Origin of the sequence: Mesorhizobium zhangyense, assembly GCF_011045115.1 — a bacterium.
Lineage (GTDB): Bacteria > Pseudomonadota > Alphaproteobacteria > Rhizobiales > Rhizobiaceae > Mesorhizobium_M > Mesorhizobium_M zhangyense.
In genome coordinates this window covers 227,036-251,015 of the sequence record NZ_JAAKZG010000005.1, presented here as the reverse complement: position 1 = coordinate 251,015, position 23,980 = coordinate 227,036, and the positions used below count along the sequence as shown (strand labels likewise).

At 62.6% G+C, this 23,980-nt stretch carries 23 protein-coding genes; 10 read left to right on the top strand and 13 right to left on the bottom strand.

What is annotated here, in order from left to right; genetic code table 11:
- Positions 1 to 221: 221 nt before the first annotated feature.
- From G6N74_RS13995 to G6N74_RS13985, 3 genes are all read right to left on the bottom strand, one after another.
- Entirely contained in the window at positions 222 to 1,592 is a 1,371-nt protein-coding gene (locus G6N74_RS13995) for a PepSY-associated TM helix domain-containing protein (RefSeq protein ID WP_165118302.1), read from the bottom strand.
- A gap of 61 nt (positions 1,593 to 1,653) precedes the next feature.
- Positions 1,654 to 2,061: a DUF2946 family protein gene (locus G6N74_RS13990; RefSeq protein WP_165118300.1), complete on the bottom strand. Its 408-nt coding sequence runs from the start codon at positions 2,059 to 2,061 to the stop codon at positions 1,654 to 1,656.
- A gap of 63 nt (positions 2,062 to 2,124) precedes the next feature.
- On the bottom strand, positions 2,125 to 3,711 hold the full coding sequence (locus G6N74_RS13985) for a gamma-glutamyltransferase family protein (protein WP_205826682.1): 1,587 nt from the start codon (positions 3,709 to 3,711) through the stop codon (positions 2,125 to 2,127).
- A gap of 127 nt (positions 3,712 to 3,838) precedes the next feature.
- Between G6N74_RS13985 and G6N74_RS13980 the strand changes: the two genes are divergently transcribed.
- Entirely contained in the window at positions 3,839 to 4,267 is a 429-nt protein-coding gene (locus G6N74_RS13980) for a GlcG/HbpS family heme-binding protein (RefSeq protein ID WP_165118298.1), read from the top strand.
- 344 nt (positions 4,268 to 4,611) lie between these two features.
- Positions 4,612 to 5,247 (top strand): DUF1062 domain-containing protein, encoded by a 636-nt coding sequence (locus G6N74_RS13975; protein ID WP_165118296.1) that lies wholly within the window; start codon positions 4,612 to 4,614, stop codon positions 5,245 to 5,247.
- A 5-nt stretch (positions 5,248 to 5,252) separates the two neighbouring features.
- On the opposite strand, the gene G6N74_RS13970 is transcribed toward G6N74_RS13975, so the two are convergent.
- The 3 genes from G6N74_RS13970 to mtgA all read right to left on the bottom strand — a co-directional run bounded on the left by G6N74_RS13970 (position 5,253) and on the right by mtgA (position 6,827).
- A complete protein-coding gene (locus tag G6N74_RS13970; protein WP_165118294.1) occupies positions 5,253 to 5,657 on the bottom strand; it encodes a hypothetical protein in 405 nt (134 codons plus the stop codon).
- Between the two features lie 135 nt (positions 5,658 to 5,792).
- A complete protein-coding gene (rpmF, locus tag G6N74_RS13965) occupies positions 5,793 to 5,975 on the bottom strand; it encodes a 50S ribosomal protein L32 (RefSeq protein ID WP_008834724.1) in 183 nt (60 codons plus the stop codon).
- A gap of 144 nt (positions 5,976 to 6,119) precedes the next feature.
- The gene (mtgA, locus tag G6N74_RS13960; protein ID WP_165118855.1) at positions 6,120 to 6,827 is read right to left on the bottom strand and encodes a monofunctional biosynthetic peptidoglycan transglycosylase; all 708 of its coding nucleotides are present in this window, start codon (positions 6,825 to 6,827) and stop codon (positions 6,120 to 6,122) included.
- 156 nt (positions 6,828 to 6,983) lie between these two features.
- Between mtgA and G6N74_RS13955 the strand changes: the two genes are divergently transcribed.
- On the top strand, positions 6,984 to 7,901 hold the full coding sequence (locus G6N74_RS13955) for a polyprenyl synthetase family protein (protein ID WP_165118292.1): 918 nt from the start codon (positions 6,984 to 6,986) through the stop codon (positions 7,899 to 7,901).
- A gap of 248 nt (positions 7,902 to 8,149) precedes the next feature.
- A complete protein-coding gene (locus tag G6N74_RS13950; RefSeq protein ID WP_165118290.1) occupies positions 8,150 to 10,507 on the top strand; it encodes a response regulator in 2,358 nt (785 codons plus the stop codon).
- Between the two features lie 27 nt (positions 10,508 to 10,534).
- On the opposite strand, the gene G6N74_RS13945 is transcribed toward G6N74_RS13950, so the two are convergent.
- The 5 genes from G6N74_RS13945 to ispG form a co-directional block, all read right to left on the bottom strand.
- On the bottom strand, positions 10,535 to 10,996 hold the full coding sequence (locus G6N74_RS13945) for a hypothetical protein (RefSeq protein WP_165118288.1): 462 nt from the start codon (positions 10,994 to 10,996) through the stop codon (positions 10,535 to 10,537).
- A gap of 149 nt (positions 10,997 to 11,145) precedes the next feature.
- Entirely contained in the window at positions 11,146 to 12,891 is a 1,746-nt protein-coding gene (gene ggt, locus G6N74_RS13940) for a gamma-glutamyltransferase (protein WP_165118286.1), read from the bottom strand.
- Between the two features lie 112 nt (positions 12,892 to 13,003).
- Positions 13,004 to 13,870, bottom strand: a complete 867-nt coding sequence (locus G6N74_RS13935; protein ID WP_165118284.1) for a hypothetical protein — start codon at positions 13,868 to 13,870, stop codon at positions 13,004 to 13,006.
- 166 nt (positions 13,871 to 14,036) lie between these two features.
- Positions 14,037 to 14,888, bottom strand: coding sequence for a lytic transglycosylase domain-containing protein (locus G6N74_RS13930; protein WP_165118282.1), 852 nt, complete (start codon positions 14,886 to 14,888; stop codon positions 14,037 to 14,039).
- Between the two features lie 3 nt (positions 14,889 to 14,891).
- The gene (ispG, locus tag G6N74_RS13925; protein WP_165118280.1) at positions 14,892 to 16,142 is read right to left on the bottom strand and encodes a flavodoxin-dependent (E)-4-hydroxy-3-methylbut-2-enyl-diphosphate synthase; all 1,251 of its coding nucleotides are present in this window, start codon (positions 16,140 to 16,142) and stop codon (positions 14,892 to 14,894) included.
- A gap of 159 nt (positions 16,143 to 16,301) precedes the next feature.
- Here ispG and G6N74_RS13920 point away from each other — a divergent pair, with 159 nt between their 5' ends.
- Complete coding sequence (locus G6N74_RS13920) at positions 16,302 to 16,655, top strand: ArsR/SmtB family transcription factor (RefSeq protein WP_165118278.1); 354 nt, start codon at positions 16,302 to 16,304, stop codon at positions 16,653 to 16,655.
- 35 nt (positions 16,656 to 16,690) lie between these two features.
- Here G6N74_RS13920 and G6N74_RS13915 read toward each other — a convergent pair whose 3' ends face one another.
- Positions 16,691 to 17,623: a bifunctional helix-turn-helix transcriptional regulator/GNAT family N-acetyltransferase gene (locus G6N74_RS13915; RefSeq protein WP_165118276.1), complete on the bottom strand. Its 933-nt coding sequence runs from the start codon at positions 17,621 to 17,623 to the stop codon at positions 16,691 to 16,693.
- Between the two features lie 168 nt (positions 17,624 to 17,791).
- Here G6N74_RS13915 and G6N74_RS13910 point away from each other — a divergent pair, with 168 nt between their 5' ends.
- Both G6N74_RS13910 and G6N74_RS13905 read left to right on the top strand, forming a co-directional pair.
- Positions 17,792 to 18,574: a 3-hydroxybutyrate dehydrogenase gene (locus G6N74_RS13910; protein ID WP_165118274.1), complete on the top strand. Its 783-nt coding sequence runs from the start codon at positions 17,792 to 17,794 to the stop codon at positions 18,572 to 18,574.
- A 185-nt stretch (positions 18,575 to 18,759) separates the two neighbouring features.
- Positions 18,760 to 19,890 (top strand): patatin-like phospholipase family protein, encoded by a 1,131-nt coding sequence (locus tag G6N74_RS13905; protein WP_165118272.1) that lies wholly within the window; start codon positions 18,760 to 18,762, stop codon positions 19,888 to 19,890.
- On the opposite strand, the gene G6N74_RS13900 is transcribed toward G6N74_RS13905, so the two are convergent.
- Positions 19,887 to 20,483 (bottom strand): TetR/AcrR family transcriptional regulator, encoded by a 597-nt coding sequence (locus G6N74_RS13900; RefSeq protein WP_165118270.1) that lies wholly within the window; start codon positions 20,481 to 20,483, stop codon positions 19,887 to 19,889. The genes G6N74_RS13905 and G6N74_RS13900 overlap by 4 nt on opposite strands.
- A gap of 116 nt (positions 20,484 to 20,599) precedes the next feature.
- Here G6N74_RS13900 and G6N74_RS13895 point away from each other — a divergent pair, with 116 nt between their 5' ends.
- The 3 genes from G6N74_RS13895 to G6N74_RS13885 are packed head-to-tail and all read left to right on the top strand — an operon-like array spanning position 20,600 to position 23,927.
- Complete coding sequence (locus G6N74_RS13895; RefSeq protein ID WP_165118854.1) at positions 20,600 to 21,061, top strand: (2Fe-2S)-binding protein; 462 nt, start codon at positions 20,600 to 20,602, stop codon at positions 21,059 to 21,061.
- A 2-nt stretch (positions 21,062 to 21,063) separates the two neighbouring features.
- On the top strand, positions 21,064 to 23,337 hold the full coding sequence (locus G6N74_RS13890; protein ID WP_165118268.1) for a xanthine dehydrogenase family protein molybdopterin-binding subunit: 2,274 nt from the start codon (positions 21,064 to 21,066) through the stop codon (positions 23,335 to 23,337).
- Positions 23,334 to 23,927 carry a hypothetical protein gene (locus tag G6N74_RS13885; RefSeq protein WP_165118266.1) on the top strand — a complete coding sequence of 198 codons (594 nt, stop codon included), beginning with the start codon at positions 23,334 to 23,336 and terminating at the stop codon, positions 23,925 to 23,927. Before G6N74_RS13890 ends, G6N74_RS13885 begins: the two co-directional genes overlap by 4 nt.
- Positions 23,928 to 23,980 lie beyond the last annotated feature (53 nt).

The window sequence follows — 23,980 nt, the reverse complement described above, 5'->3', positions numbered from 1 at the left end:
GCGGTCGCCGCAGGCGATCAATCGACAACGATTTGTCGATTGAAGCGACGAACGCCCGGAGCCCTAGCGGAGGGCCGGGGTAGCGGCGACGTTTCCGAAGGAGGCGTTTTGCCGGAGACTCTATCTTTCAGATCTTGATAGAAACGGCCCCTCACCCTTACCCTCTCCCCGTAAAGGACGGGGAGAGGGGGTCGTCAACGTTGCGGCCAGCCTGCTTCCCCTCAAGCCTTCCTGACCATCCTCGCCCGCCCAAATCCCCAATCCAGCGCCAGCATCACCACCAGCGATACCCCGACGAGCGGAAACACCACCCCGCCGACAGCAAGAATCGCAATCAGGCCACGAAACACGCGGCTGTCCGACGGCATGGGCGGCACGCCGAGCGAGCCTTGCGGGCGGCGCTTCCACCACATGACACCAGCCGAAACGGCGAGTGCGACGATGGCGATGCAGGCTGCCAGCAGCACAAGCTGATTTGCGAGCCCGAATTGCTGGCCCATATGAACGTTGATCCCCCACTCCAGCCATTTGCCGAGCGGCCCGTAATCCGCATAGCTCATGTCGATCAGCGGCTTGCCCGAATACTGGTCGAGATGAACCACCCGCTGTTGCGCCACGTCGTCGGGATAGACGGAGCCGGTATAGACGCCGGTCGGCGCAGACGGAATGTTGACGGCATAACCGCGGTGCAGGCCGAGCCGATCGAATGTCGAAACCGCGTCATCCAGGCTGATCGGGGCGGCACCGTGATGGCCGGCGGGCGACTCCGGAACCTGCGCCTGTTCGAGCGACCATGATGTCTTGGCGACATGGTCGAGATGCTCGTCCGACATCGGCACGGCAGTCCGCACGCCGGCGGGATAGCCGAAATTGTTGCCGTTGGCCCATTCATTGACCTTGCCGCCCCAGACACCCGACCAGGGCATGCCGGTGATGGCCAGAAAGACGATGAAGAAGCCGACGAAAACGCCGGTGACGGCATGGGTGTCGCGCCAGAACACCCGTCGCTTCGGCGTTCCGCGCACACTCAGGACGCCGCCCGTCTGCCGGCGCGGCCACCAGAGATAGATGCCGGTGCCGACCAACAGGATCGACCAGCCTGCGGCGATCTCGATCACCATGCGGGCGGTCGAGCCGAAATATTTCAGGCTGTGCAGGTAGCGGATGGTCCACATCACCGTGCCGCGATCGGGGAGCGAACCCAGCACCTTGCCGTCATAGGGGTCGACATAAACCGCCAGCTTGCCCTCCGCCGGCGTGTTGACGGTGATCTCGACGGATGCGTCGGGAGAAGTGGGATCGGTATATTTGAGCGTCGTGCCCGGATGCGCGGCAAGTGCGGCAGCTACCATCGCCGATGGCGCCACTTTGACAGCGCTTTGCTGGATTTCGACGCGCTTCAAATCGGCATGAATAACAGCGTCCAGTTCATCCTTGAACAGATAGAGCGCGCCGGTGACGGCAAGCGTTATCATGAAGGGCAGGACCAGCAGGCCCGCATAGAAATGCCAGCGCCAGACAGCGCGGTAGAGGTCGGACGCGGATTGCGCGGCAATGCCAGCACTTTCCCGCCCGATGGTCAGATCGGACATGAGTATCTCCTAGGCGTGAAATATCGAACGGCCTGTCAGGCCGGTTTCGTATCGTTCGACGTCACATGGAGAGTGGTGGTGCCCGGGCTTCTGCGAGAAGGCCTCGGAAGGCCGGCTGGAAAACTCCGAGCGGTTCAAGACGAACCGCATTCGTGTCTTTCGGCGCGGCATAGGCAAAGACCGCGAGTTCACCGAGAACCGCCGGCGTGGCGGTCGCAGCAAGCTGGCAGAGCGTCGCGCAAGGACACTGGAACGCCTTGTCCACCGGCGAGCCGCCGGGCTCTTTCGCAGCGGTAGAGATCGTTCCGTCCGAAGCACAGATGACATGCAAGGGATCGAGGGCCGAAGCCGCCATCGCCCCTTGCGAGAAGCCGGCGACCAGCCCCTGAAGCAGCAGCATATAGCCGATCAGCGCAGCAATTGCGCCGACCGACAGCCTGTCCTTCAGGAGGTGCCGCATGAACTTCATGCAGCGTCAATGACATGACCGCGCCGCGAAGTCACTGCGGCGCGATGTGCCGGGCCAGAGCCCTCACCAGCCCAGCGCCAGCCCATCCTTGCGCGGGTCCGAACCGCCGATCAAAAAGCCGTTCTTGTCGTCGATGACGATGACCTGTCCGCCACCATGCGGCTTGGCCGCGTCGCGCAGCGTGTGGCCTTTATCAGTCAGCGTCTCGCGAACGTCCACCGAGATACCGGCCTCGGCGTCGAGCACGCCATCCTCGCCCCAGAACAGCCGCGCATGGTCGAGCGCTTCCTGCGGGTCCATGCCGTGGTCGGCAAGGTTGGAAAAGACATGAGCGTGGCCCATCGGCTGATAGGCACCGCCCATGACGCCGAAAGACACCGCAGCCTTGCCATTTTTCAGCGCCATGGCCGGAATGATGGTGTGCATAGGCCGCTTGCGCGGGCCGAGCTCGTTGGGATGGCCCTCTTCCAGCGAAAAACAGGCGCCGCGATTCTGCAGCGCGATACCGGATTTCTGGGTCACGATCTTGGAGCCAAAACTGTCATAGACCGAGTTGATGAAGGAGACGGCGCGGCGGTCGCGATCGACCACCGTGAGGTAGACCGTGTCAGAGGCCGGCGTCTTCGGCAGCACAATCTTTGCGTTGCGCCGCGCCGGATCGATTCCTTCGGCGAGTGCGGCGGTATAGGCGTCCGAGAGAAGCTGCGCCGGCGTGACCGTCATCGACTTCGGATCGGCCACCAGATGGTCGCGCACCGAATAGGCCAGCCGCGCTGCCTCGATCTCGAGATGGTAGCGCTCGGCACTGTCGGGCGCGAGCTTGCCGGTGCCGACCTTGGCCATCAAATTGAGCAGGATGAGCGCGGTGATACCCTGCCCGTTCGGCGGGATTTCGAGAATGTCGTAACCATTGTAGCGGGTTGAGATCAGCTCGACCCAATCGGCGGAGGTGGCGGCAAGATCGCCCTCGGTCATGAAGCCGCCCTTGGCGCGGATGGTGGCAGCGATTTCAGCCGCGATCTCGCCCTCGTAGAAAGCTTTCGCGCCCTGCGTGGCGATCTTGCGCAGCGTTGCCGCCAGCGCCGGAACCTTGTGGCGTGTGCCCAGAGCAGGCGCCTTGCCGTCGACCAGATAGTGCCGGGCGGCACCCTCGTCTGTCGCGAGTTCCTCGACGACACCCGCCCAGTCCGAGGCGACGCGAGGATGCACCGCATAGCCGTTCTCGGCATAGCCGATCGCATCGGCAAACAGCTGCTCGAAAGCCAGTTTGCCGAAGCGGGCGTGCAGGGTTTCCCAGGCATTGATGGCGCCGGGCACCGTCACCGAATGCGGCCCGCTTTCCGGCACGGCACTGTAGCCGAGATCACGCAAGCGTGCAGCATCGGCGCCGGCAGGCGCGCGGCCGGAGCCGTTCAAGCCATGAATCGAGCCATCTGGCTCAGCAAGGATGACAAAACAGTCGCCGCCGATGCCGGTCATATGCGGCTCGACCACCGTCAGTGTTGCGGAGGCGGCGATGGCCGCATCGACGGCATTGCCGCCTTCCTTCAGCACCGCGATTGCCGCAGCGGTTGCCAGCGGATGCGAGGTCGCGGCCATGCCGTTTTCCGCGTAGACGGGCGAGCGCCCCGGCACATCGAATCTTCTCAAGCGTCAATCCCCTCTTTGCGGCTGGTCATGGCCGGTTTGGCAAAACAGCTTCTTTTCCGGAAGGCATACAAATTTCACGTCCCGCCGCATAAAAGCAATGGGCCAAATCGGCCTCACAGGAGAAACCATGCCTAGCCTGACACTCGCCAAGACCAACGAAATCATCGAAGCCACCTTTGCCAAGGCCAAGGAAATCAATCTCAAGCCGCTTGGCATTGTCGTGTTCGATGCCGGCGGGCATGTCGTCGCCTTCCAGAAGCAGGACGGCGCATCGTTCTTGCGATTCGAGATCGCGTCCGGCAAGGCCTATGGCGCGCTGGCGGTAGGCGCAGGCTCGCGCCGGGTCGAGGCGATGGCCAAGGAGCGTCCGCATTTCATGCAGGGCCTGTCCGGCGTTTCCGGCGGCAAGGTCGTGCCGGTTGCCGGCGGCGTGCTGATCCGCTCGCAGGGCGAGGTCATCGGCGCGGTCGGCGTTTCCGGCGACACCTCCGATAATGACGAACTGGTCGCGATCGCCGGCATTCAGGCCGCTGGTTTCGAAGCCGACGGCGGCTGATCTTAGCCCCACATCTTGAGCCGCTGCGACCACTTCCCAACTTGCACGGCTTTCGCTAAAAGGCGCTCCAACGCAACAATCCCAGGTTCGGCTCGTCTTGCCTTTGTAATTCCGGTCTCGTCAGTTCCACCAGAAACGCGGCATGGCGCAGGCCTGTCGCAATCGCGAATTTGCGTGTTCTTCAGGTGGCGGATCGAGACCGGGATGGCATGGCTGGACCGCCGCCGGTGTCATCGCCGCCGGCTCGTCCTTGATCCGCACCGACTTCTGCCAAACCGTGCCTCGCCTGAGGCTCTCCGACACCGCCGTCTTGAGGAACTTCCGACCAGGAAGATCAAGCCGGCATGTCAGCCCTCCTCTGCGTCCAATGGACCATCATCTCCCAAACCGCACCGCAACCCTGGCTCCCTTGCCGCCGCTGCGGCGACATCAGGCCCTTCAGCAACTCTGGCAAGGCCAGGGTCAACGCCAATGGCAAGCGCATCGACGCCTGGCTGATCTATCGCTGCGTCGATTGCGACGGCACCTGGAACCGACCGCTGCTGGAACGCCGCAATGTCCGCACCATCGATCCGGACCTGCTACACGCGCTGCGCACGAACGACCCCGAATGGACGGCGCGTCTGGCCTTCGATCTCGACGATCTGCGCCGCAGCGCCGAGCGGGTCGAAGAGTTCGGCAACGTTGAAGTTCGAAAGAGCGTTGTCTCAGGTAATCCGCACTGCGCAGCGAAAATGGAAATCCGTCTCCACGCGCCGTCCAAAACCAGCTTGCGCGTCGACCGCCTGCTGGCGAGCGAACTCGGCCTGTCGCGAAGCCGCATCCAGGCATTGCACGACAAGGGGTTCCTGACCGCCTCGGCTGACAGCCAGTTTATGCGGCGGCCTGCGAAGGACGGGATGTGCATAGCTATCGATCTGTCGGGCGAGAGTGATGCCTTGCCCATCACCAAAGCCGCTGCCGGCGTCGACAGCGGCTGAATGCGTCAGCTCAGATTGACGTCACGCCCCGCCGAGCGCAGCGAGACTGAAAACCCGCCGAGCACGTCGATCAGCGCGATCACCATCAGCGTGAAGAAGACGGGATGCGCGGCACTCCTGACCAGCAGGAACTCGACCAGGAAGGCGACGAAGACGAAGGTCGAGAGCAGGTGATCGACGATCGAGGCATTGGAGGTGCGCGTCGATTTCATCATCTCGACGAAGAGCAGAAGCAGCGCCACGACGATGAGAAGATCGCCGACCGTCATCATCCAGATGCCGCCCGACATCATCTGCACGGAAAACATCTGCGTGGCGAATGGATCGCCGGTACCTGTTCCGAACAGGCCGGCAAGGCCGAGATTGAACAGGATGAAGGGGATGATCAGCAGCGGCACAAGGGACAGCATATTTCTCTCGCAAAGGGTGGCGGAACGCCTGATGGATCATCACATGGCCGGACTTAGGGCGGACCAAACGAAAAAGGACCGGCACGCGGCCAGTCCTTTGATCGTTTCACCGCATGACGGCGCGAGGAAGGCTTCTCAGCTTTCCTTGGGCGTCAGAACCTGACGACCGCGATACATGCCGGTCTTCAGGTCGATGTGGTGCGGGCGGCGCATTTCGCCCGAGTTCTTGTCTTCGACATAGGTCGGAGCCTTCAGCGCATCCGCCGAACGGCGCATGCCACGCTTGGAAGGCGAGGTCTTTCGTTTTGGCACAGCCATGGAATTGCTCCATCCATCGTAAAAGCCCCGACTGCCCTCGCTAAAGGGCCGCACGTAACAGGCCGTAATCTGAGATAAGTGGCGTGCCTATACACGGCAAAGCCGCGATTGACCAGCACCGCGGCGAATTTTTTTCAATCTCGCTCAGTCGACGCAACCGACATAGGCGCCGGACCGCGAGGCACGCCGCTGGACGAGGTTGGCGAGCCGCTTCAAACCGGCACCGGCTTTCGCCGGATTGCGGTCGATGGGATTGGGTAGCGTCACCGCCAGCAGCGCCGCCTGCCGTGCCGTCAGCTGCTTGGCCGGGATGCCGAAATGATGCTGGGCGGCGGCCTCGATGCCGTAGATGCCCGGTCCCCACTCGGCGATGTTGAGATAGATCTCCATGATCCGCTTCTTCGACAGGACCGCGTCGAAGTAAACCGCCAGCGGCACCTCCAGCCCCTTGCGGATCATCGAGCGGCCTTGCCAGAGATAGAGGTTCTTCACCGTCTGCATGGGAATGGTGGATGCCCCGCGCGTCGCCTCCCCGGCCAGCGCATCGTCGATCACCAGCCGCAGTTCGCCCCAGTCGATGCCCCGGTGCGAGCAGAACTGGCCATCTTCCGACATGATGACGGAGTGCGCCAGCACCGGCGCGACATCGTCGATCGAAACCCAGCGGCGGTCGTAGCCTGAAAAAGTCGCCAGATCCTTCAGCATCAAGGTCGAGACTGGATGCACGAAGGGCAGCATATAGAGAAACGTCAGCACAGCGGGAATCAGCGCAAGGGTGATGGCCGCGAGAACGGCGCGGCGAACCCACACGCGCATATCGCCGAGCGATCTTGCCTTCCGCCTCGGTGCCATTTCGAGCCCCCGCGTCTCGGGATCGATTATTGGTTCGTCCAAGCCTTCTGTCCCTCAGCGCTCCTTGCCTTCGGCATAATGGCGCTTGGCCGGCAGCGCAATGTCTCAATGCGACGAACTTGACCGCGGCTGCGATTGCCGTAAACCGTGGCGGCCATGATCGAGGAAGAAACCTTGCCCTTCGAAGCCCACCTTGAGTTGCGCGCCCAGTCTGTCGAGGCGCTGTTGCGACGCCTGCTCGACGAGCGCATCCTGCCCGGCGAGATTGTCCGGCCAGGCACGCTGCTGGCTGCCATGCGCCATGGCGTGCTCAACGGCGGCAAGCGCCTGCGGCCCTTTCTGGTGCTGGAAAGTGCAGCCCTTTTCGACGCTGACGGTGAGGCGGCTCTTCGCGTCGCCGCCGCGCTGGAATGCGTGCACTGCTATTCGCTGATCCATGACGACCTGCCGGCCATGGACGACGACGATTTGCGCCGCGGTCAGCCCACAGTGCACCGCGCCTTCGACGAAGCCAGCGCCATTCTGGCCGGCGACAGCCTCTTGACCTACGCCTTCGACATCATAGCCGATGAAGCAACCGAACTGCCGGCGCAGCGTAAGCTCGACCTCGTGCTCGGCCTTTCGCGGGCAGCCGGCATCGGTGGCATGGCCGGCGGCCAGGCGCTCGACCTCGAAGCCGAGCGCAAGCGTCCCGACGAGACCGGCATCATCACGCTTCAGGCGATGAAGACCGGCGCGCTGATCCGCTACGGCTGCGAGGCCGGCGCCGTCCTTGCCGGTGCAGCTCCCGCCGATCGCGAGCGGCTTGCCGAATTCGGCTCGGCCATCGGCCTTGCCTTCCAGCTTGCAGACGACCTGCTCGACCTGACCTCCAACGCCGAGACCATGGGCAAGGCGACCGGCAAGGACGCCGCCGCCGGCAAGGCGACGCTGGTCGGACTGCATGGCGCGAACTGGGCCCAGGACCAGCTGCACGGCCTGGTGGAACAGGCGCATCTTCTGCTTGAACCCTACGGCGAGCGCGCCGCCCTCTTGAAGGATGCGGCCAGCTTCGTGGCCAACCGGCGCAACTAGGGTATGTGGATATTCACGCCATGACGACCTGCAAACGGTAATTTTCTGCGCTTCCGGTGCTCATGGACCCAAATGTCCACTCCGCTCCGGTTCTCGAAAACCACCATTTTCGGTTCGTCCTGACCTGAATCTGCACACACCCTAGCGCAACCTGCGGAAGAATCGGGAAACCTCGATCACGAAATTTTAATGTAAATCAAGCGTAATCCGGCTCTGTAAAATTGTGCGTATGTGTCCGGAGTGTGTGCGTGCCTGATTATTCGCTGTTCATCCGTTCGATCCGGATCAGATACCTGTCGGGTCTGCTGATTTTCGCGCTGACCTCGGGCGCGATCTTCTACACACTGAACAGCATGAACGACCTGCGCAACGCGATCGACCAGATCGGCGGCAACCTCACCACGCTCGGGCGCGATCTGCGCAACGCCACGACATTCTCCGAGACCGCGACCACCGCCTGGCGCGCGGAAACCCGCGCCGACCTCTCCAATGCTGCGACCGGCCATGCGAACCGCCTCCAGGAAAGGATCGACACGCTGACCGCCGATCTCACGGCGGTGTGGCCCAATCTTTCGACGATGACCCTGGAAGACCTCAAATCCGCTTCGGTCAATGGCGACCTGTTCTGGTCGGCACGCGATATCGTGCGCAATCTCGGCGTGCTTGCCGGCGCGCAGAAGATCGACGAGTGGGGCAACCGCGAAATCCGCAACCAGAACGATCTTTTCGCCCAGCCGCTGCTGATCCGCGCGCGCACCGCGCTCGATCGCGAGCGCGCATTCGTCGAGCAGCGCAGCGACACCTTCCTGTCCTATGCCGGACTGGCGCTGATCACCGTGCTTGGGCTGGTCGCACTGTGGATATTCCGGCCGATGGAAAAGGCGATCCGCAAAGCTTTTGCCGAGTCGGCGGAATCGCTGTTCCAGGCCGAGGCGGCAGATCGCGCCAAATCCGAATTCCTCGCCAATATGAGCCATGAAATCCGCACGCCGATGAACGGCGTTCTCGGCATGGCCGAGCTTCTGGCCAAGACCGAGCTGACGCCGCGCCAGAAGACCTTTACCGACGTGATCGTCAAATCCGGCAACGCGCTGCTGACCATCATCAACGACATCCTCGATTTTTCGAAGATCAATGCCGGCCAGCTCACGCTCGACCCCGCCCCGTTCCGGCTTTCGGAGGCGGTCGAGGACGTCGCGACGCTGGTTTCAGCCCGCGTCGCCGAAAAGAACCTCGAGCTCATCGTGCGCGTCGATCCGCGCCTGCCGGCCCATGTCGTCGGCGATGTCGGGCGCTTCCGCCAGATCATCACCAACATGCTCGGCAATGCGGTGAAATTCACCGAGAAGGGCCATGTCCTCATCGACGTGTCCGGCACGGTCGAGGACGGCACCGTTCAGTTGAGGGTTCGTGTCGAGGATACCGGCATCGGCATTCCCGCCGACAAGCTGCAGAGCGTGTTCGAGAAATTCGCGCAGGTCGACAACTCTTCCACCCGCCGCCACGAAGGCACCGGCCTTGGCCTCGCGATCGCCGCGCGCCTTGTCGACCTGATGGGCGGCACGATCGGCATCGAGAGCGAGGTCGGCCGTGGCTCGGTATTCTGGTTCACCGTGCCACTGCCGGCGCACGAGGCCCCAGCACAGACCGAAATCGTGCCCACCGACGTCACCGGCGCACGCGTTCTGGTCATCGACGACAATCCGGTCAACCGCGATATCCTGCTCGAACAGCTCAGAAGCTGGGGCTTCGATTGCGCCGCCGCGGAGACCGGCGCCGTCGGCCTCGCCTTCCTCGACCGCGCCTTCCAGCTTGGCGCGACGGTGGACTGCGTCATCCTCGACTACCAGATGCCCGGCATGAACGGCGCTGACGTTGCCAAGGCGATGTCGTCCGACAGCCGGCTTGCCTCCATTCCGGTCGTGCTGCTCACCTCCGTCGACCAGGTCGATTTCGGCCGCCTCGTGCTCGATTACGGCATCGCCGCGCACCTGACCAAGCCGGCCCGCTCGGCGATACTTCTCGGTACCGTCATCGGCGCCATCCAGAAGGCGCGCACCGTGCTTGGGAAAGCGCAGTTCGTGCGCGAGGCCGCACCTGTTGTCGCGGCAGTGCCAGCACCCAAACCCGCAGCACCCGCCTTCACCGTTTTGCGCGGCTCGGCTGCCGCGACGCCCATGCAGGGTACGGCTCAGCCCTCGGCCAATGTACCGCTCGATATCCTCGTCGCCGAGGACAATGAGGTGAACCAGCTCGTCTTCGGCCAGATCCTCGACGGGCTCGGCCTATCCTACAGGATCGCAGCCAATGGCCGCACTGCGGTGGAGATGTACCGCACCTTCAGCCCGCGCCTGATCCTGATGGACGTGTCCATGCCGGAGATGAACGGCTACGAAGCCACGCGCGCCATTCGCAGCATTGAGGCCGCTATCGGTGCGCATACGCCGATCATCGGCGTCACCGCCCATGCGCTGAAGGGAGACCGCGAGAAATGCATCGAGGCCGGCATGGACGACTACCTGCCCAAGCCGATCTCGCCCGACCGCCTCGGCACCAAGATCGGCGCGTGGCTCAGCGAAACGACGGAACTGGCGCGGACGGCTTAGCGCCACGCGCCCGTAGGCGAGAGCCTGTTACGGGCCATCCTGAATGGTGACGATCTTCGCATCAAAAGCCTTGCAGGCGCTGTCCTTGCAGATGCCGTTGATCCAGACTTGGCCGTCGCCGAACATGATGCCCTGATAGTTCACGAACAGGTCTTCATATTTCTGGTCCTCGACCGCCTTGGCGATCTTCGGTGTGAAGATGGCATCGTAGTGGGTGACGAAATCCTTCTCGGATTTGATCTCCGTGTCCTTGCCGCCGATCTTAACGCTGATCGGGTAACTGACCAACGCCGCGACAGCCTTGGCGTCCTTGTCCTTCACGCCTTTCTGCAACGTCTTGATCGCGGTTTCATACTGGACGTGGTTGCCGAGTGCGTCGTCGATCGCCTGATTTGTCGTCTTCGAGTCCTGTGCGAAAGCGGTCATCGAAAACGGCATCATGAGAGCTGTCAGACCCGCAGCCAGAACAATGGATCGCATTCCTGTCATTTTCATCCTCGTCAAAAGCGCAGGCAGCCCCGCAGACATGGCAGCCTAAACCGAACCTGTTCGCGGACTCAATTCAAACCCACGAACATCCCTCTTCCTCGAAGGAACAGCGTTAACGCTCGAAAAAGGCAATAAGCTGTCAGGGCCTTTTAATAGCCACGAGGCGCTCCCGCGGCGGCACGGCTGTCCATCGCACCGTAGTAGCGAGCACCGCCACCCTTCTCGATTTCGGCGAGGCTCTTGCCGCCGATGAGGATGCCCGCCGCCTGGCCCCATATCGTCCAGTCCGGGTCGATATCGACATCGTGCCCCATGCCGGTGAGCAGCCGCCGCGTGTCGGGCGACAGCGCGTAGGGCTCCATATAGACCTTGTCCGGCAGCCACTGGTGATGGATGCGCGGGGCGTCGATCGCTTCCTGGATGTTCATGCCGTGATCGATGACGTTGACGATGGCTTCCAGCGTAATCGTGATGATGCGCGCGCCGCCGGGACTGCCGATGACCATGAACGGCTTGCCGTCCTTCGAGACAATGGTCGGGCTCATCGAGGACAGCGGCGTCTTCTTCGGCTCGATCGCATTGGCCTCGCCCTGCACCAGACCATAGAGATTGGGCACGCCGGGCTTGGCGGTGAAGTCGTCCATCTCGTTGTTGAGCAGGATGCCGGTGCCCGGCGCCACCACGCCGGCGCCGAAAGAGCCGTTGAGCGTATAGGTGACAGCCACCGCATTGCCCTCGTCGTCGACGATGGAGTAATGCGTCGTCTCGTTGCTCTCGCCAAAACCCTCCGGCTTCAGATCCTGCGAAACGCCTGCCTTGAACGGGCTGATCTTGGTGCGGATTTCCCTGGCGTAGTTCTTGTCGAGCAGCTTTTCGACCGGGTTTTTAACGAAGTCAGGGTCGCCAAGTGCGGTATTGCGGTCGACATAGGCATGGCGCATCGCCTCGATCATCACATGCGTCGTGTCGGCCGAACCGTAGCCGAGATAGGAAAGCGGATAGCCTTCCAGCACGTTGAGGATTTCGCAGATGATGACCCCGCCCGAGCTCGGCGGTGGCGAAGACACGATCTCATAGCCGCGATAATTGCACTTGATTGGCTCCAGCTCGCGCACCGAATACTGCTCGAAATCCTCCTTCGCCAGAATGCCCTTCATCGACATGCTGGCACTGACGATCGCGTCGGCGATCGGCCCCTTGTAGAACGCGTCCGGCCCTTTTTCAGAAATGCTGGAAAGCGAGGCCGCGAGTTCGGGTTGCACCAGCATCTCGCCGGCAGCGTAGGGCTTGCCGTCCGGTTTGAGGAAAATCGCTGCAGCGGCAGGGTCCTTGGCCAGCTTCTTGGCTCCACCCTCCAGCGAGGCCGCGTCACCCTCCTCCAGCGCAAAACCTTCCTTGGCCAGGCGAATGGCCGGCGCCATCAGATCCTCGCGCGACAGTTTTCCATATCTGGTCCGGGCCGTCTCGAAGCCCATGACCGAGCCCGGCACGCCGACGGCCAGATAACCGCTGGTGCTGAGGCCCTTTATGAATTCGCCCTTGTCGTCGAGATACATGGTCTTGGTCGAGGCAAGCGGCGCGCGCTCGCGGAAATCCAGGAATGTCGTCTTGCCGTCCTTCAGGCGGATGGTCATGAAACCGCCGCCGCCGATATTCCCGGCAGTCGGATAGACGACAGCCAGCGCGTAGCCGACGGCGACCGCCGCATCCACGGCATTGCCGCCTTTCTTCAGCACGTCGACGCCGACCTCCGACGCCAGATGCTGCGCGGTGACGACCATGCCGTGCTCTGCCTCCAGCGGCTCGGGCGATACGGCGAAGGCGGGTGACAACGGGATGAGGCCGACCGCGCTGCCAACGGCAAGGACAATCGATCTGCAAAAGGAGTTTTCCATGTGGCTGCCTCCGAGGATTCTGATCTCCGACAGACAAGCCCGTCACGCCGGCCGTGTCCAGCACGAATGAACCGGATAGCATCGGCTCAGGGACACGTTGAATGATGCCGTGTCAGGCTGGGTGATCGGCGCCGCAATCCGCCCGCAGAGTGGCGAAGGCGGCCTGCGCAATGGCGTCCTGACCCGCCTGCATATCGGCAAGGAAATTGTCATAATCCTGCCAGAGAGGCTGCATGATCTCGACCGGACTGCCCGGCTTGCCTTCGCAGCTGACAAACCCCGCGGCCTCCGCATCGACAAATATATTGCGGATATGCGTTCGCGAGACGCCAAGACGATCCGCGATGGAGCCGAAACTCTGTTCGCGGGGGTAGCGCGAGAGTGCGGCCTGCGCCACGAGCAGGAACGCGCAGTAGCCGGCATTGCGGGTGAGAAAGGTCATAATCGGTTGATGGCGCGTGAAAACCGTGGCCTTGTCGAGTGCCAGAAACATCGCTTTGCGTATTTCGAAATGCACGCGGGGGTCCTGCCGCAAGGCCCAGTCGTAGCCGCGGTCGGGATAAAGATCGTGCAGGAAGCGATGGTAGACGGCGAGATGATCGCGATCATGCGCCAGCAACTGCTCGGTCGGCTTGAGGATGCGGACCCTGATATCGGATGGGGATTCAACAGAAACGACGTAGCCCACCTGACGAAAGCGGGCGACGAGATCCTCGACACGGCGCGCACTTGCCAGGCCACGCTCTACAAGGACATTTTGAATTTGCCCGAGCGTTGCCCAGGTCGTGCGGTCGTCCTCGTCATGGGAGACATGAAAGCCGACGAGCAGCGCCCTCAGCATGATCGTGCTGGAGTCGATCATCAGCCGGGTGACGAAGCGGTTGTCGGCAAACAACCCGACCAGGGCATCAATATGGGCGCGCCGAGCCTCAGCAAAACGAGGATGAGCCAGAATCTCTTCCGCCGTCTTGCTGTTCATAGGCACGGCGCGGCAGCGTAAGCGTGCGGCGCCTCCACCTTCCCACTGCTTCCCATCCCGCAACTCGATCACATCGCGCTTGCAACCGCAAGATGCTGTTGTCACGTCGGATGTCGCGAATCAGACATAGCCACGCGTTACCGGAACCACACCGGAAAGATCTGGCCTACCGGTTTCGCATCACCACGCAGGCGCCGCCGGCGCCGCGCAATTTCTGACAGATGATGTCGGCCGTGGCGCGGTTGTCGGCGCCTATCCTAACAGCATAGATGCCGCGCCGGCCGATGGGCGAGCGTATGCGGCTGACCACCGGATCATAGCCACGCAACAGCGCCGGAAATTTCGCCCTCTCGCGCTGCCATTGGCGGATCGCCGCCGACTGGCGGAAATTGCCCGCCACCTGAATGCCCCACGGCTTGACGTTGATGCGGGCCATGGGGATCGTCGCGGCTTTGACGATCGGCAGTCGTCGGCAGGCTTCGGAAAAATCCTGCTTCTTGTCGAGCGGATGGATCGTGCCGGCATAGGAAGTGTTGGTGAAATTGTCCGCCGGCTCGCCCATGATGTCGAGCACGTAGTTTTCTGTTTCCATTGGCAGGAAGCCGCCGGAAGAGAGCCAGCGCGACACCCGGGTCTCGCCGGCATTGTAGGCAGCCGCCGCCAGGCCGAGATTGCCGAAACCTGTTTTCAGCTCACCGAGATATTTGGCCGATGCCTCGATCGCCTGCTCGATGTCGAACGGGTCGGCCAGCCCGCGTATCCTGGCCGTGCCGGGCATGAACTGGGCAATGCCTTCCGCGCCAGCCGGGCTCACCGCATTGGCGTCGAAGCGGCTTTCCTTCCAGATCAGGCGGGCAAAGAAATCGCGCGGCACGCCGAAGCGGCCGGCATGGGTGTCGATGAGATTGCAGATGCGGCCGACAGTCGCCGGTTTTGTTCTTCCGGGCGGGTCGGCAAGGGCCGTCTCGCTCCAGGCGATCGCGCAAAAGAGCAGGGCTGCTTTTGCGAGGCTGCGCATGCGCTACTCTGCTGCCTGCTTACCGCGGCCGAAGCGCTGCTCGATATAGTCGGCGACCAGCCTTTCGAAATCCTCGGCGATGGCCGGACCACGCAGCGTCATCGCCTTCTTGCCGTCGATGAAGACGGGGGCCGCCGGCATCTCGCCGGTACCGGGCAGCGATATGCCGATATCGGCATGTTTCGACTCCCCCGGTCCGTTGACGATGCAGCCCATGACCGCGACCTTGAGCTCTTCGACGCCCGGATATTTCTCGCGCCACACCGGCATGTTCTTGCGCAGGTCTGCCTGGATGTTCTGGGCCAGTTCCTGAAACACCGTCGAGGTCGTGCGGCCACAGCCGGGGCACGCCGCCACGATCGGCACGAACTGCCTGAAACCCATCGTCTGCAGAAGTTCCTGCGATACCTGCACCTCGCGGGTGCGGTCGCCATTCGGCTCCGGCGTCAGCGAGATGCGGATCGTGTCGCCGATGCCCTGCTGCAAGAGGATACCCATGGCCGCCGACGAGGCGACGATGCCCTTGGAGCCCATGCCGGCTTCGGTGAGGCCGAGATGCAGCGCGTGGTCGGAGCGCTGCGCCAGCATCGTATAGACCGCGATCAAATCCTGCACCTGGCTGACCTTGGCCGACAGGATTATTTTCTCCCGCGGCAGGCCGATTTCTTCGGCGAGGTCGGCCGAGATCAGCGCCGACTGCACGATCGCCTCGCGCGTCACTTCTTGCGCCGTCAGCGGCGAGCCGCTGTTCTGGTTCTCGTCCATCAGCTTCGTCAGAAGCTCCTGGTCGAGGGAACCCCAGTTGACGCCGATGCGCACCGGCTTGTCATACTTGATCGCCATTTCGACGATCGCCGCGAATTGCTTGTCCTTCTTGTCCTTGAACCCGACATTGCCGGGATTGATGCGGTATTTCGCCAGCGCCTCGGCACAGGCCGGATGATCGGCAAGCAGCTTGTGGCCGATATAATGGAAGTCGCCGACCAGCGGCACATTGATGCCGAGCCGCTCCAGCCGCTCGCGGATCGCCGGTACGGCGGCAGCCGATTCGTCGCGGTCGACGGTGATGCGCACGATCTCGGAGCCGGCGCGATGGAGCGCGGCAACCTGCGCCACCGTCTGGTCGATATCGGCGGTGTCCGTATTGGTCATCGACTGCACGACGACCGGCGCACCGCCACCTACGATGACACCACCGACATCGACGCCGACCGAATGACGGCGGGGAAAGGGGGAGGAAAAATATCCGGTCATTGCCGGCAGCCTCTTTGCGAAAGGTAGTCGTGCCTGACGTGGAGGACGCCGCGCCCGATGTCAATGGCCGCGACGTTTCGCTCATCCGTCAGCCTATATCGAGCGCCATTATTGAACCAAAGGGTTTACAGTTTTTTGAACGCCTGATAATTAAACCATATGGTTTTAGATGATGCTCCTGCCCTGGATGGTATTTTCCACGCTCTGTCCGATCCGACGCGGCGGGCGATGCTGCGCAGCCTGACGACCGGGCAGCAAAATATCGGCGAGCTCGCCGCGCCCTTCGACATGTCGTTTGCCGCGGCCTCAAAGCATATCCGCGTGCTGGAAGCGGCAGGGCTGGTGCGGCGCAGTGTTCAGGGCCGCTCGCATGTCTGCCGCATCGAACCGGCGCCGCTAAAGGCCGCCGACCAATGGCTGCGTTTCTACGAGAATTACTGGCTGGACCGGCTCGACACGCTCGAAGCCATATTGCGGGCCGAGGACGAACAGAAGCAGGGAGAAAAGCCGTGATCCTGATAAAACTCACCAGCGAAGCGAGCTGAGCTTCAAAGCTCAAGCTCCCAGGTCTGGCCGACCAGATCCTGGCCGAAGGAGTGGTGACGGTCTTCCTCGACCAGCTTGAACCCCGCCGTCTGATAGATGTGCCGGGCAGCCAGGAGTATGTCGTTGGTCCATAGCGTCATGGTCTTGTAGCCCTTGGCGCGGGCAAAGCCGATGCATTCCTCGACCAGCCTGCGCCCGATGCCGAGACCACGCGCCGAGGGATCGACATAGAGCAGCCTGAGCTTGGCGACGGTGTCGGATTTGCGCACGATGAAGACCGAGCCGACCACCTCGCCATCACGCTCTGCGATCCAGGCACGCTCCCATTCAGGATCGAAATCCCTGACGAAGGTGCTGAGGATTTCCGCCACCAGCGCCTCATAGGTTCCGTCGAAACCATATTCCTGCGCATAAAGCACGCCCTGCCGGTGCGTAATCCAGCCGATGTCGCCGACCTGCAATGGCCGCAGGCTATAGGGTTCCTTCGGTTCCGCACCGCCAAGCAGGCGCTGCATTGTCTGCATCGCCTTCACCGCCTTTTCCCGATCCTCGACGGACAGACGCCCCAGCAGCGTGGCGACCTCTTCTGCGGATGCACGGTTCAGCGGCGCGAAAGCTGCGCAGCCGGCAATGGTCAGCGACAGAACCGTCTGGCGGCCGTCGAGCGTGGACGGTGCGCGCGTCAAAAGACGGCGGGTCTCGAATTTCTTCAGCAGCCGGCTAAGGTAGCCGGCATCGAGCCCGAGCTCACGCGTCAGGTCGCTCGCCGTCAGGCTGTCGCGATTCGCCAGTTCATAGAGAACCCGCGCCTCAGTCAGCGAGAAATCGCTCTTGAGCAACCCCTCTGTCAGCAGACCGATCTGGCGCGTGTAGAAGCGGTTGAAGTTCCGGACGGCAGTGATCTGATCGTCGGTGGGAGCGAGAATTTTGAGCATTGGAGCACCATGGAAAGCGTCCATCCTCGTCAAATTACTTGACTTAGTCAAGCAATTTGCGGCTTGTGGCCCGTCCTTCCGTGCCGTCCTGTCGCACCACATTCGCAATTTTGCTGCAATGCAATATATAGAGTGCGCCGCACCATTCTGGACAAAGGACATTTTGCCATGGCCGCCACAAGAACAGCAATCGTCACCGGCTCTACCTCCGGCATCGGCCTGGCGATTGCCCATGCGCTTGCAGCACAAGGCTGCAACATCGTTGTCAATTCCTTCTCCGACACGTCTGACGATCACGCCATCGCGGACAAGATCGCCAGGGATCACTCGGTCAAGACGATCTATGTGCAGGCCGACATGTCAAAGCCGGCAGAGTGCCGCGCGCTCGTTACCAAGGCTGCGGAAAAATTCGGCACGGTCGATATCCTGGTCAACAATGCCGGCATCCAGCATGTCGCGCCGGTCGAGGATTTCCCGATCGACAAATGGGATGCGATCATCGCCATCAACCTGTCGTCGGCCTTCCACACCACAGCCGCAGCCCTTCCGCTGATGAAGAAGGCCCGCTATGGCCGCATCGTCAACATCGCCTCTGCCCACGGCCTTGTCGCCTCGCCGTTCAAGTCGGCCTATGTCTCGGCCAAGCACGGCATCATGGGCCTGACCAAGACGGTAGCGCTCGAAGTCGCCACCGACGGCATAACCTGCAACGCCATCTGCCCCGGCTATGTGCTGACGCCGCTGGTCGAAGCCCAGATTCCCGACCAGATGAAGGCGCACAACATGGATCGCGAGACGGTGATCCGCGAGGTCATGCTCGACAAGCAGCCGACCAAGGAATTCGTCACCGTCGAGCAGATCGGCGCCACCGCCGCCTTCCTCTGCTCCGACGCCGCCGCCCAGATCAACGGAACGCACATCTCCGTCGATGGCGGCTGGACGGCCGAGTGACAGCGCGATTCTTCCTTCTCCCCGTTCACGGGGAGAAGGTGGCCCGAAGGGTCGGATGAGGGCAGCACCAAAGCCGAAAAAGCTGGCTCCGCCCCTCATCTGCCTGCCGGCATCTTCTCCCCGTATAGGGACGGGGAGAAGCAGGCAGTTTCAACGCACGCACGACAACAACGAAGGACAACGCCATGACCACAAACGGCAAGGCGGAAGACAAAAAACCGATCAATGTCGCGCTTCAGGGCGGCGGCTCGCATGGCGCTTTTTCCTGGGGTGTGCTCGACCGCCTGCTGGAAGATGGCCGGCTTGATATCGCGGCCGTATCCGGTACCAGCGCCGGCGCCATGAATGCGGTGGCACTCGCCGACGGCTGGGTGCGCGACGGCGCTGACGGCGCGCGCCAGAAGCTTCACGACCTGTGGCGGGCGATTGCGCGGAAGGGCCGCTTCAGCCCGGTGCAGCGCGCACCCTGGGACGTGTTTTGGGGCAACTGGTCGATCGAGAACACGCCGGGCTACATCTGGTACGACATGATGTCTCGCTCGTTGTCGCCCTATCTCGCCAATCCGCTCAACGTCAATCCGCTGCGCGACGTGGTCGAGGCCGAGATCGACTTCGACAATGTCCGCTCCCGCAAGGCGATCAAGCTGTTCATCTCGGCAACCAATGTCGAGACCGGCCAGCTGCGGGTCTTCGACCACAATGAGATCACCCTCGACGTCGTCATGGCCTCGGCCTGCCTGCCGCAGATTTTCCAGGCGGTGGAGATCGAGGGAAAGCCTTACTGGGATGGCGGCTATGGCGGCAATCCGGCGATCTTTCCGTTCTTCGATCAGGCCGCGACCGAAGATGTTCTGCTCGTGCAGATCAACCCGGTGGTGCGCGAGGAGACGCCCAAAACCGCCAACGAAATTCAGAACCGCATCGACGAGATCACCTTCAACGCAGCCCTGCTGCGCGAATTCCGCGCCATCGCCTTCATCAAGGAGATGATCGCCTCCGGCCGGCTGCCGCATGGCGAGTATCGCGACATCCGCATGCACCGCATCGATGCGGACGAGGCCTTCAAAAACCTTTCGGCGTCATCGAAGATCAATGCCGAATGGGCCTTCCTCGAATATCTGCGCGACCTCGGCCGCAATGCCGCTGGCGACTGGCTGGAAGAGAATTTCGACGCCGTCGGGAAACGCGCAACGCTCGACCTGACCGACGAGTTCGAGGGCCGCTTCGGCCCGCTGCATCGCAGGGACCCAGGCAAGCGCGTGCGCGAATTCCTTGCGACCCGCAAGAAACCGGCTGGCGCCCGGCCCCAAGCTTAAGGCCGGATAGCGAGCTCTACCATTTTGACGAGTCCGCGCACTGCCTTGCGCTGCTCTTCAGCGCCGCTGACCCGCATCTTCATGCCCTCCAGCCCGTCAAACAGCACGTCAGCGAGCATTACCGGCGACAGGTCGCGCGCTGCGAGGTCAACGCCCGTGGCCCTGGCTTCTTCCCCGATCGCCGCGGTGAATTGACCGACCATCGCGGCGCGCCACCCCTCGACCACATCGCCGGCGAGGCTACCCTTCATGTCGAGGATTTCGGCACCGTGCGGCGATTCCGCGATCTTTGCCATGACGGAGATCAGCGCCGTATCGATCACCTGAAACAGCCGCTCGCCAAGCGGTGCGTCGCCTGCCAGTTCGGCGCGCGCTTTGGCGATCGATTCCTCGAACACGACGGAAGCCAGCGCGCGGTAGATATCCGTCTTGTTCTTGAACAGGAGATAGAGCGCCGGGCGTGAAACCTCGGCGGCGCGGGCAATGTCATCCATGGTCGTGCGCGAGAAACCGTAGGCGAGAAACATCTTCAACGCCCCATCGAGGATACGGGCGCGTTTCGGGTCGGTGGCGGTTTCTGTGGTCTCAAGCACGGCAAATCTATCCTGGCAAAGCCTGTATTGACAAAATGACGGAATTTGTCAAGATGTCGAAATGCACGAAGCGCAAGCTTCGCGGCAGGCTGTGGACGACAACAAAGGGTATCCCCATGCACCTCATCGTCGACGGAAAACCAATCGACATCGAAGCCGATCCGGAGATGCCTCTGCTGTGGGCGCTGCGCGACCTCGCCGGCAAGACCGGGCCGAAATTCGGCTGCGGCATCGCCGCCTGCGGTGCGTGCACCGTGCATATGGACGGCACGCCCGTCCGCTCCTGCATCCTGCCGCTCCGAGAGGTGCAGGGCGAAATCACCACCATCGAAGGCATCTCGACCGACGGCAAGCTGCACCCGGTGCAGCAGGCATGGCTGGAAGAGCAGGTCGCCCAATGCGGCTACTGCCAGGCCGGCCAGATCATGAGCGCGGTGGCGCTGCTCGACGAGATCGACAACCCGAGCGACGAGGACATCGACAACGCCATGGGCGGCAATCTCTGCCGCTGCGGCACCTATCCGCGCATCCGCGCCGCGATCAAGAAAGCGGCAGCACTCAAGACGGCGGGGATCTGACCATGGCCAGCGTTGGCAAGATCGCCCGCCGCACATTCCTGATCGGCGCAGCCGCCATCGCCGGCGGTGTCGCCATCGGCTATTACTATTATCGCAAGCCCTACCCCAACCCGCTCGAAGGAGAGCTTGCCGAGGGCGAAGCCACCTTCAACCCCTATGTGAAGGTTGCCTCCGACAACACCATCACCGTGATCGCTCCACGCGCCGAGATGGGACAGGGCGTTTCAACCTCGCTTGCCGCATTGGTGGCCGAGGAACTGGATGTCGGCCTCGACAGGATCAAGGTCGAGCACGGCCCGGCTGCCTACGCCTACTACAATTCCGAAATGCTGGCCGAAGGCGGCCCCTTCGCCTTCTACAATGACGGCCTCTTCGCCGAGACGGCGCGTGGAGCCATGGGCGCGCTCGGCAAGATTCTCGGCTTCCAGGGCACCGGCGGTTCCTCCTCGATCCGCGACGGTTTCGACAAGATGCGCCAGGCCGGCGCCGCAACCCGCCATGTCCTGGTGGAAGCAGCAGCGAAGAAACTTGGCGTGCCGGCTTCCGAACTGGAGACGGCCGACGCAACCATCACCCACAAGGCGTCAGGCAAGAGCCTGACCTATGGCGAGGTTGCAGTTGCAGCCGCGCAGATCGAGCCGCCGGCAATGCTGAAGCTCAGGGAAAAGGCCGAGTGGAAGCTACTCGGCAAGCCGCAGATGCGCACCGACATGCTGGCCAAGGTCACCGGTGCGCCGATCTTCGGCGTCGATGTCACCTTGCCCGACATGCTGCACGGCACGGTGAAGATGAGCCCGCGCTTCTGGTCGAAGCCGGTGAAATCCGATCTCTCCAAGGCCGAGAAGATGCCCGGCGTGATCAAGATCGTGCCGCTCGACACCACCTACGGCCACGGCTTCGGCGTGATTGCCGAAAATACCTGGGCGGCGTTCAAGGCGGCCGACGCCATCGAGGTCGAATGGGCCGATGCTGAATATCCCGCCGACAGCGCCGCAATCTCCAGGGCGCTGACCGACGCGCTTGCAACGCAAGGCTCGGCGCTGCGCGACGATGGCAATGTCGACACCGCCTTCGCCGATGCGCCGCGCGAAAAGATCGTCGAGGCCGATTATGCAGTGCCCTATCTGGCCCATGCCTGCATGGAGCCGATGAATGCCACGGCACGGCTGAAGGACGGCGTGCTCGATATCTGGTCGCCCAACCAGATGCCGACCATCACCCGCCAGCTTTGCGCCGGTGCCGCCGGTATCGAGCAGGACAAGGTCAATGTCCACACGACTTTCCTCGGCGGCGGCTTCGGTAGGCGCGGCGAGATGGATTTTTCCATCTATGCCGCCCTTCTGGCGAAGGAAGCCGGCGGGAAACCCGTGAAGGTCATCTGGACACGCGAGGAGGACACCCGCCACGATGTCTACCGCCCTGCGGCAGCCGGAAAATTCCAGGCCCGGCTCGGCGATGACGGCCTTCCGGTGGCCATCGACATGAAGATCGCCTCCCCCTCGATCATCGCCAGCGTGCTGCGGCGGACGTTTCCGTCGCTGTCGCCCGTCGGGCCGGACAAGACCATCGCCGAGGGCTCGTTCGACCAGCCCTATGTCGTGCCGAACTATCGCGTCGCCGCGATCCCTGCGCAGATTTCGGTGCCCGTCGGCTTCTGGCGCTCCGTCGGCAATTCCTACAACGGCTTCTTCCACGAAGCCTTCATGGACGAGATCGCGACCGCCGGAAAAACCGACCCGGTCGAGCTGCGCCGGAAGCTGATGACGACGCACCCGACCGCACTGAAGGTTGTCGAGAAAGTCGCCGAGATGTCGAAATGGGGCGAGACGCTGCCAGCCGGCAAGGCCAAGGGTTTTGCCTTCACGCTGAGCTTCGGCAGTTGGGTCGGTGAGGTCGTCCAAGTTGCCGACACGCCGGCCGGCATCCGCATCGAAAAGGTCTGGATCGCCGCCGACGTCGGCACGGCGATCGATCCCGGCATCATCGAGGCACAACTGGTCTCCGGCGCGATCTACGGCCTGTCGGCGGCGATGGGCCAGGAGATCACCTTTGCCGACGGCATGGTGGAGCAATCGAACTTCCACGATTTCGACGCCATGCGCATCTTCCAGTGCCCGACCTTCGAGGTCGCCATTCTGGAGAACGCCAAGAAGATGGGAGGCGTCGGTGAGGTCGCCACGCCCCCGGCCATTCCCGCACTCGCCAACGCCGTCTTCGCACTGACAGGCAAGCGCATACGCAGCCTTCCGCTCTCGAAGGAAGTGAGTTTCGCATGAGGGCATTCATCGTCATCGCGACCTCGGCCATCATGGTCTTTGCCATGGCGACATGGGTTCTGGCGCAGGAAACCCAGACGCCGGCGACTGTCGATGCAGCGGCGGGATTGCCGGAATGGGAAAAGATCTACGCGGTGTTTTCGCATCCGCGCTGTGCCAACTGCCATGTCGAGGACGATCATCCGCGCTGGTCGGGCGCGCATTACGGCAAGACCCGCTTCCACGCCTTCAACGTTCAGCGCGGCATTGACGGTTCGGGCTTGGGCAATCCGGGGTTGCGCTGCATGACCTGCCATTTTGAGACCAACTCCGCCGTGCTGCACGGCCCGCCCGGTGCCGAGAACTGGCATCTGGCACCAGCCGAAATGGTCTGGTTCGGAAAGTCGTCCGGCGAAATCTGCGCCCAGATCAAGGACCCAGCGCGCAATGGTGGCAGGACGCTCGCCGAAGTCGCCGAGCATGTGCGCAGCGACAAACTCGTCGGCTGGGGCTGGAGCCCCGGGCCTGGGCGCGAACCGGCTCCCGGATCGGCCGAGGAAACCTATCAGGCAATCGAGAAATGGGCGGCCGCCGGCGCGCCCTGCCCGTAATCTGCAAACCGTCGGCCTGGATATGCAAGGCTGACGTCATCTTCGCCGGTTAA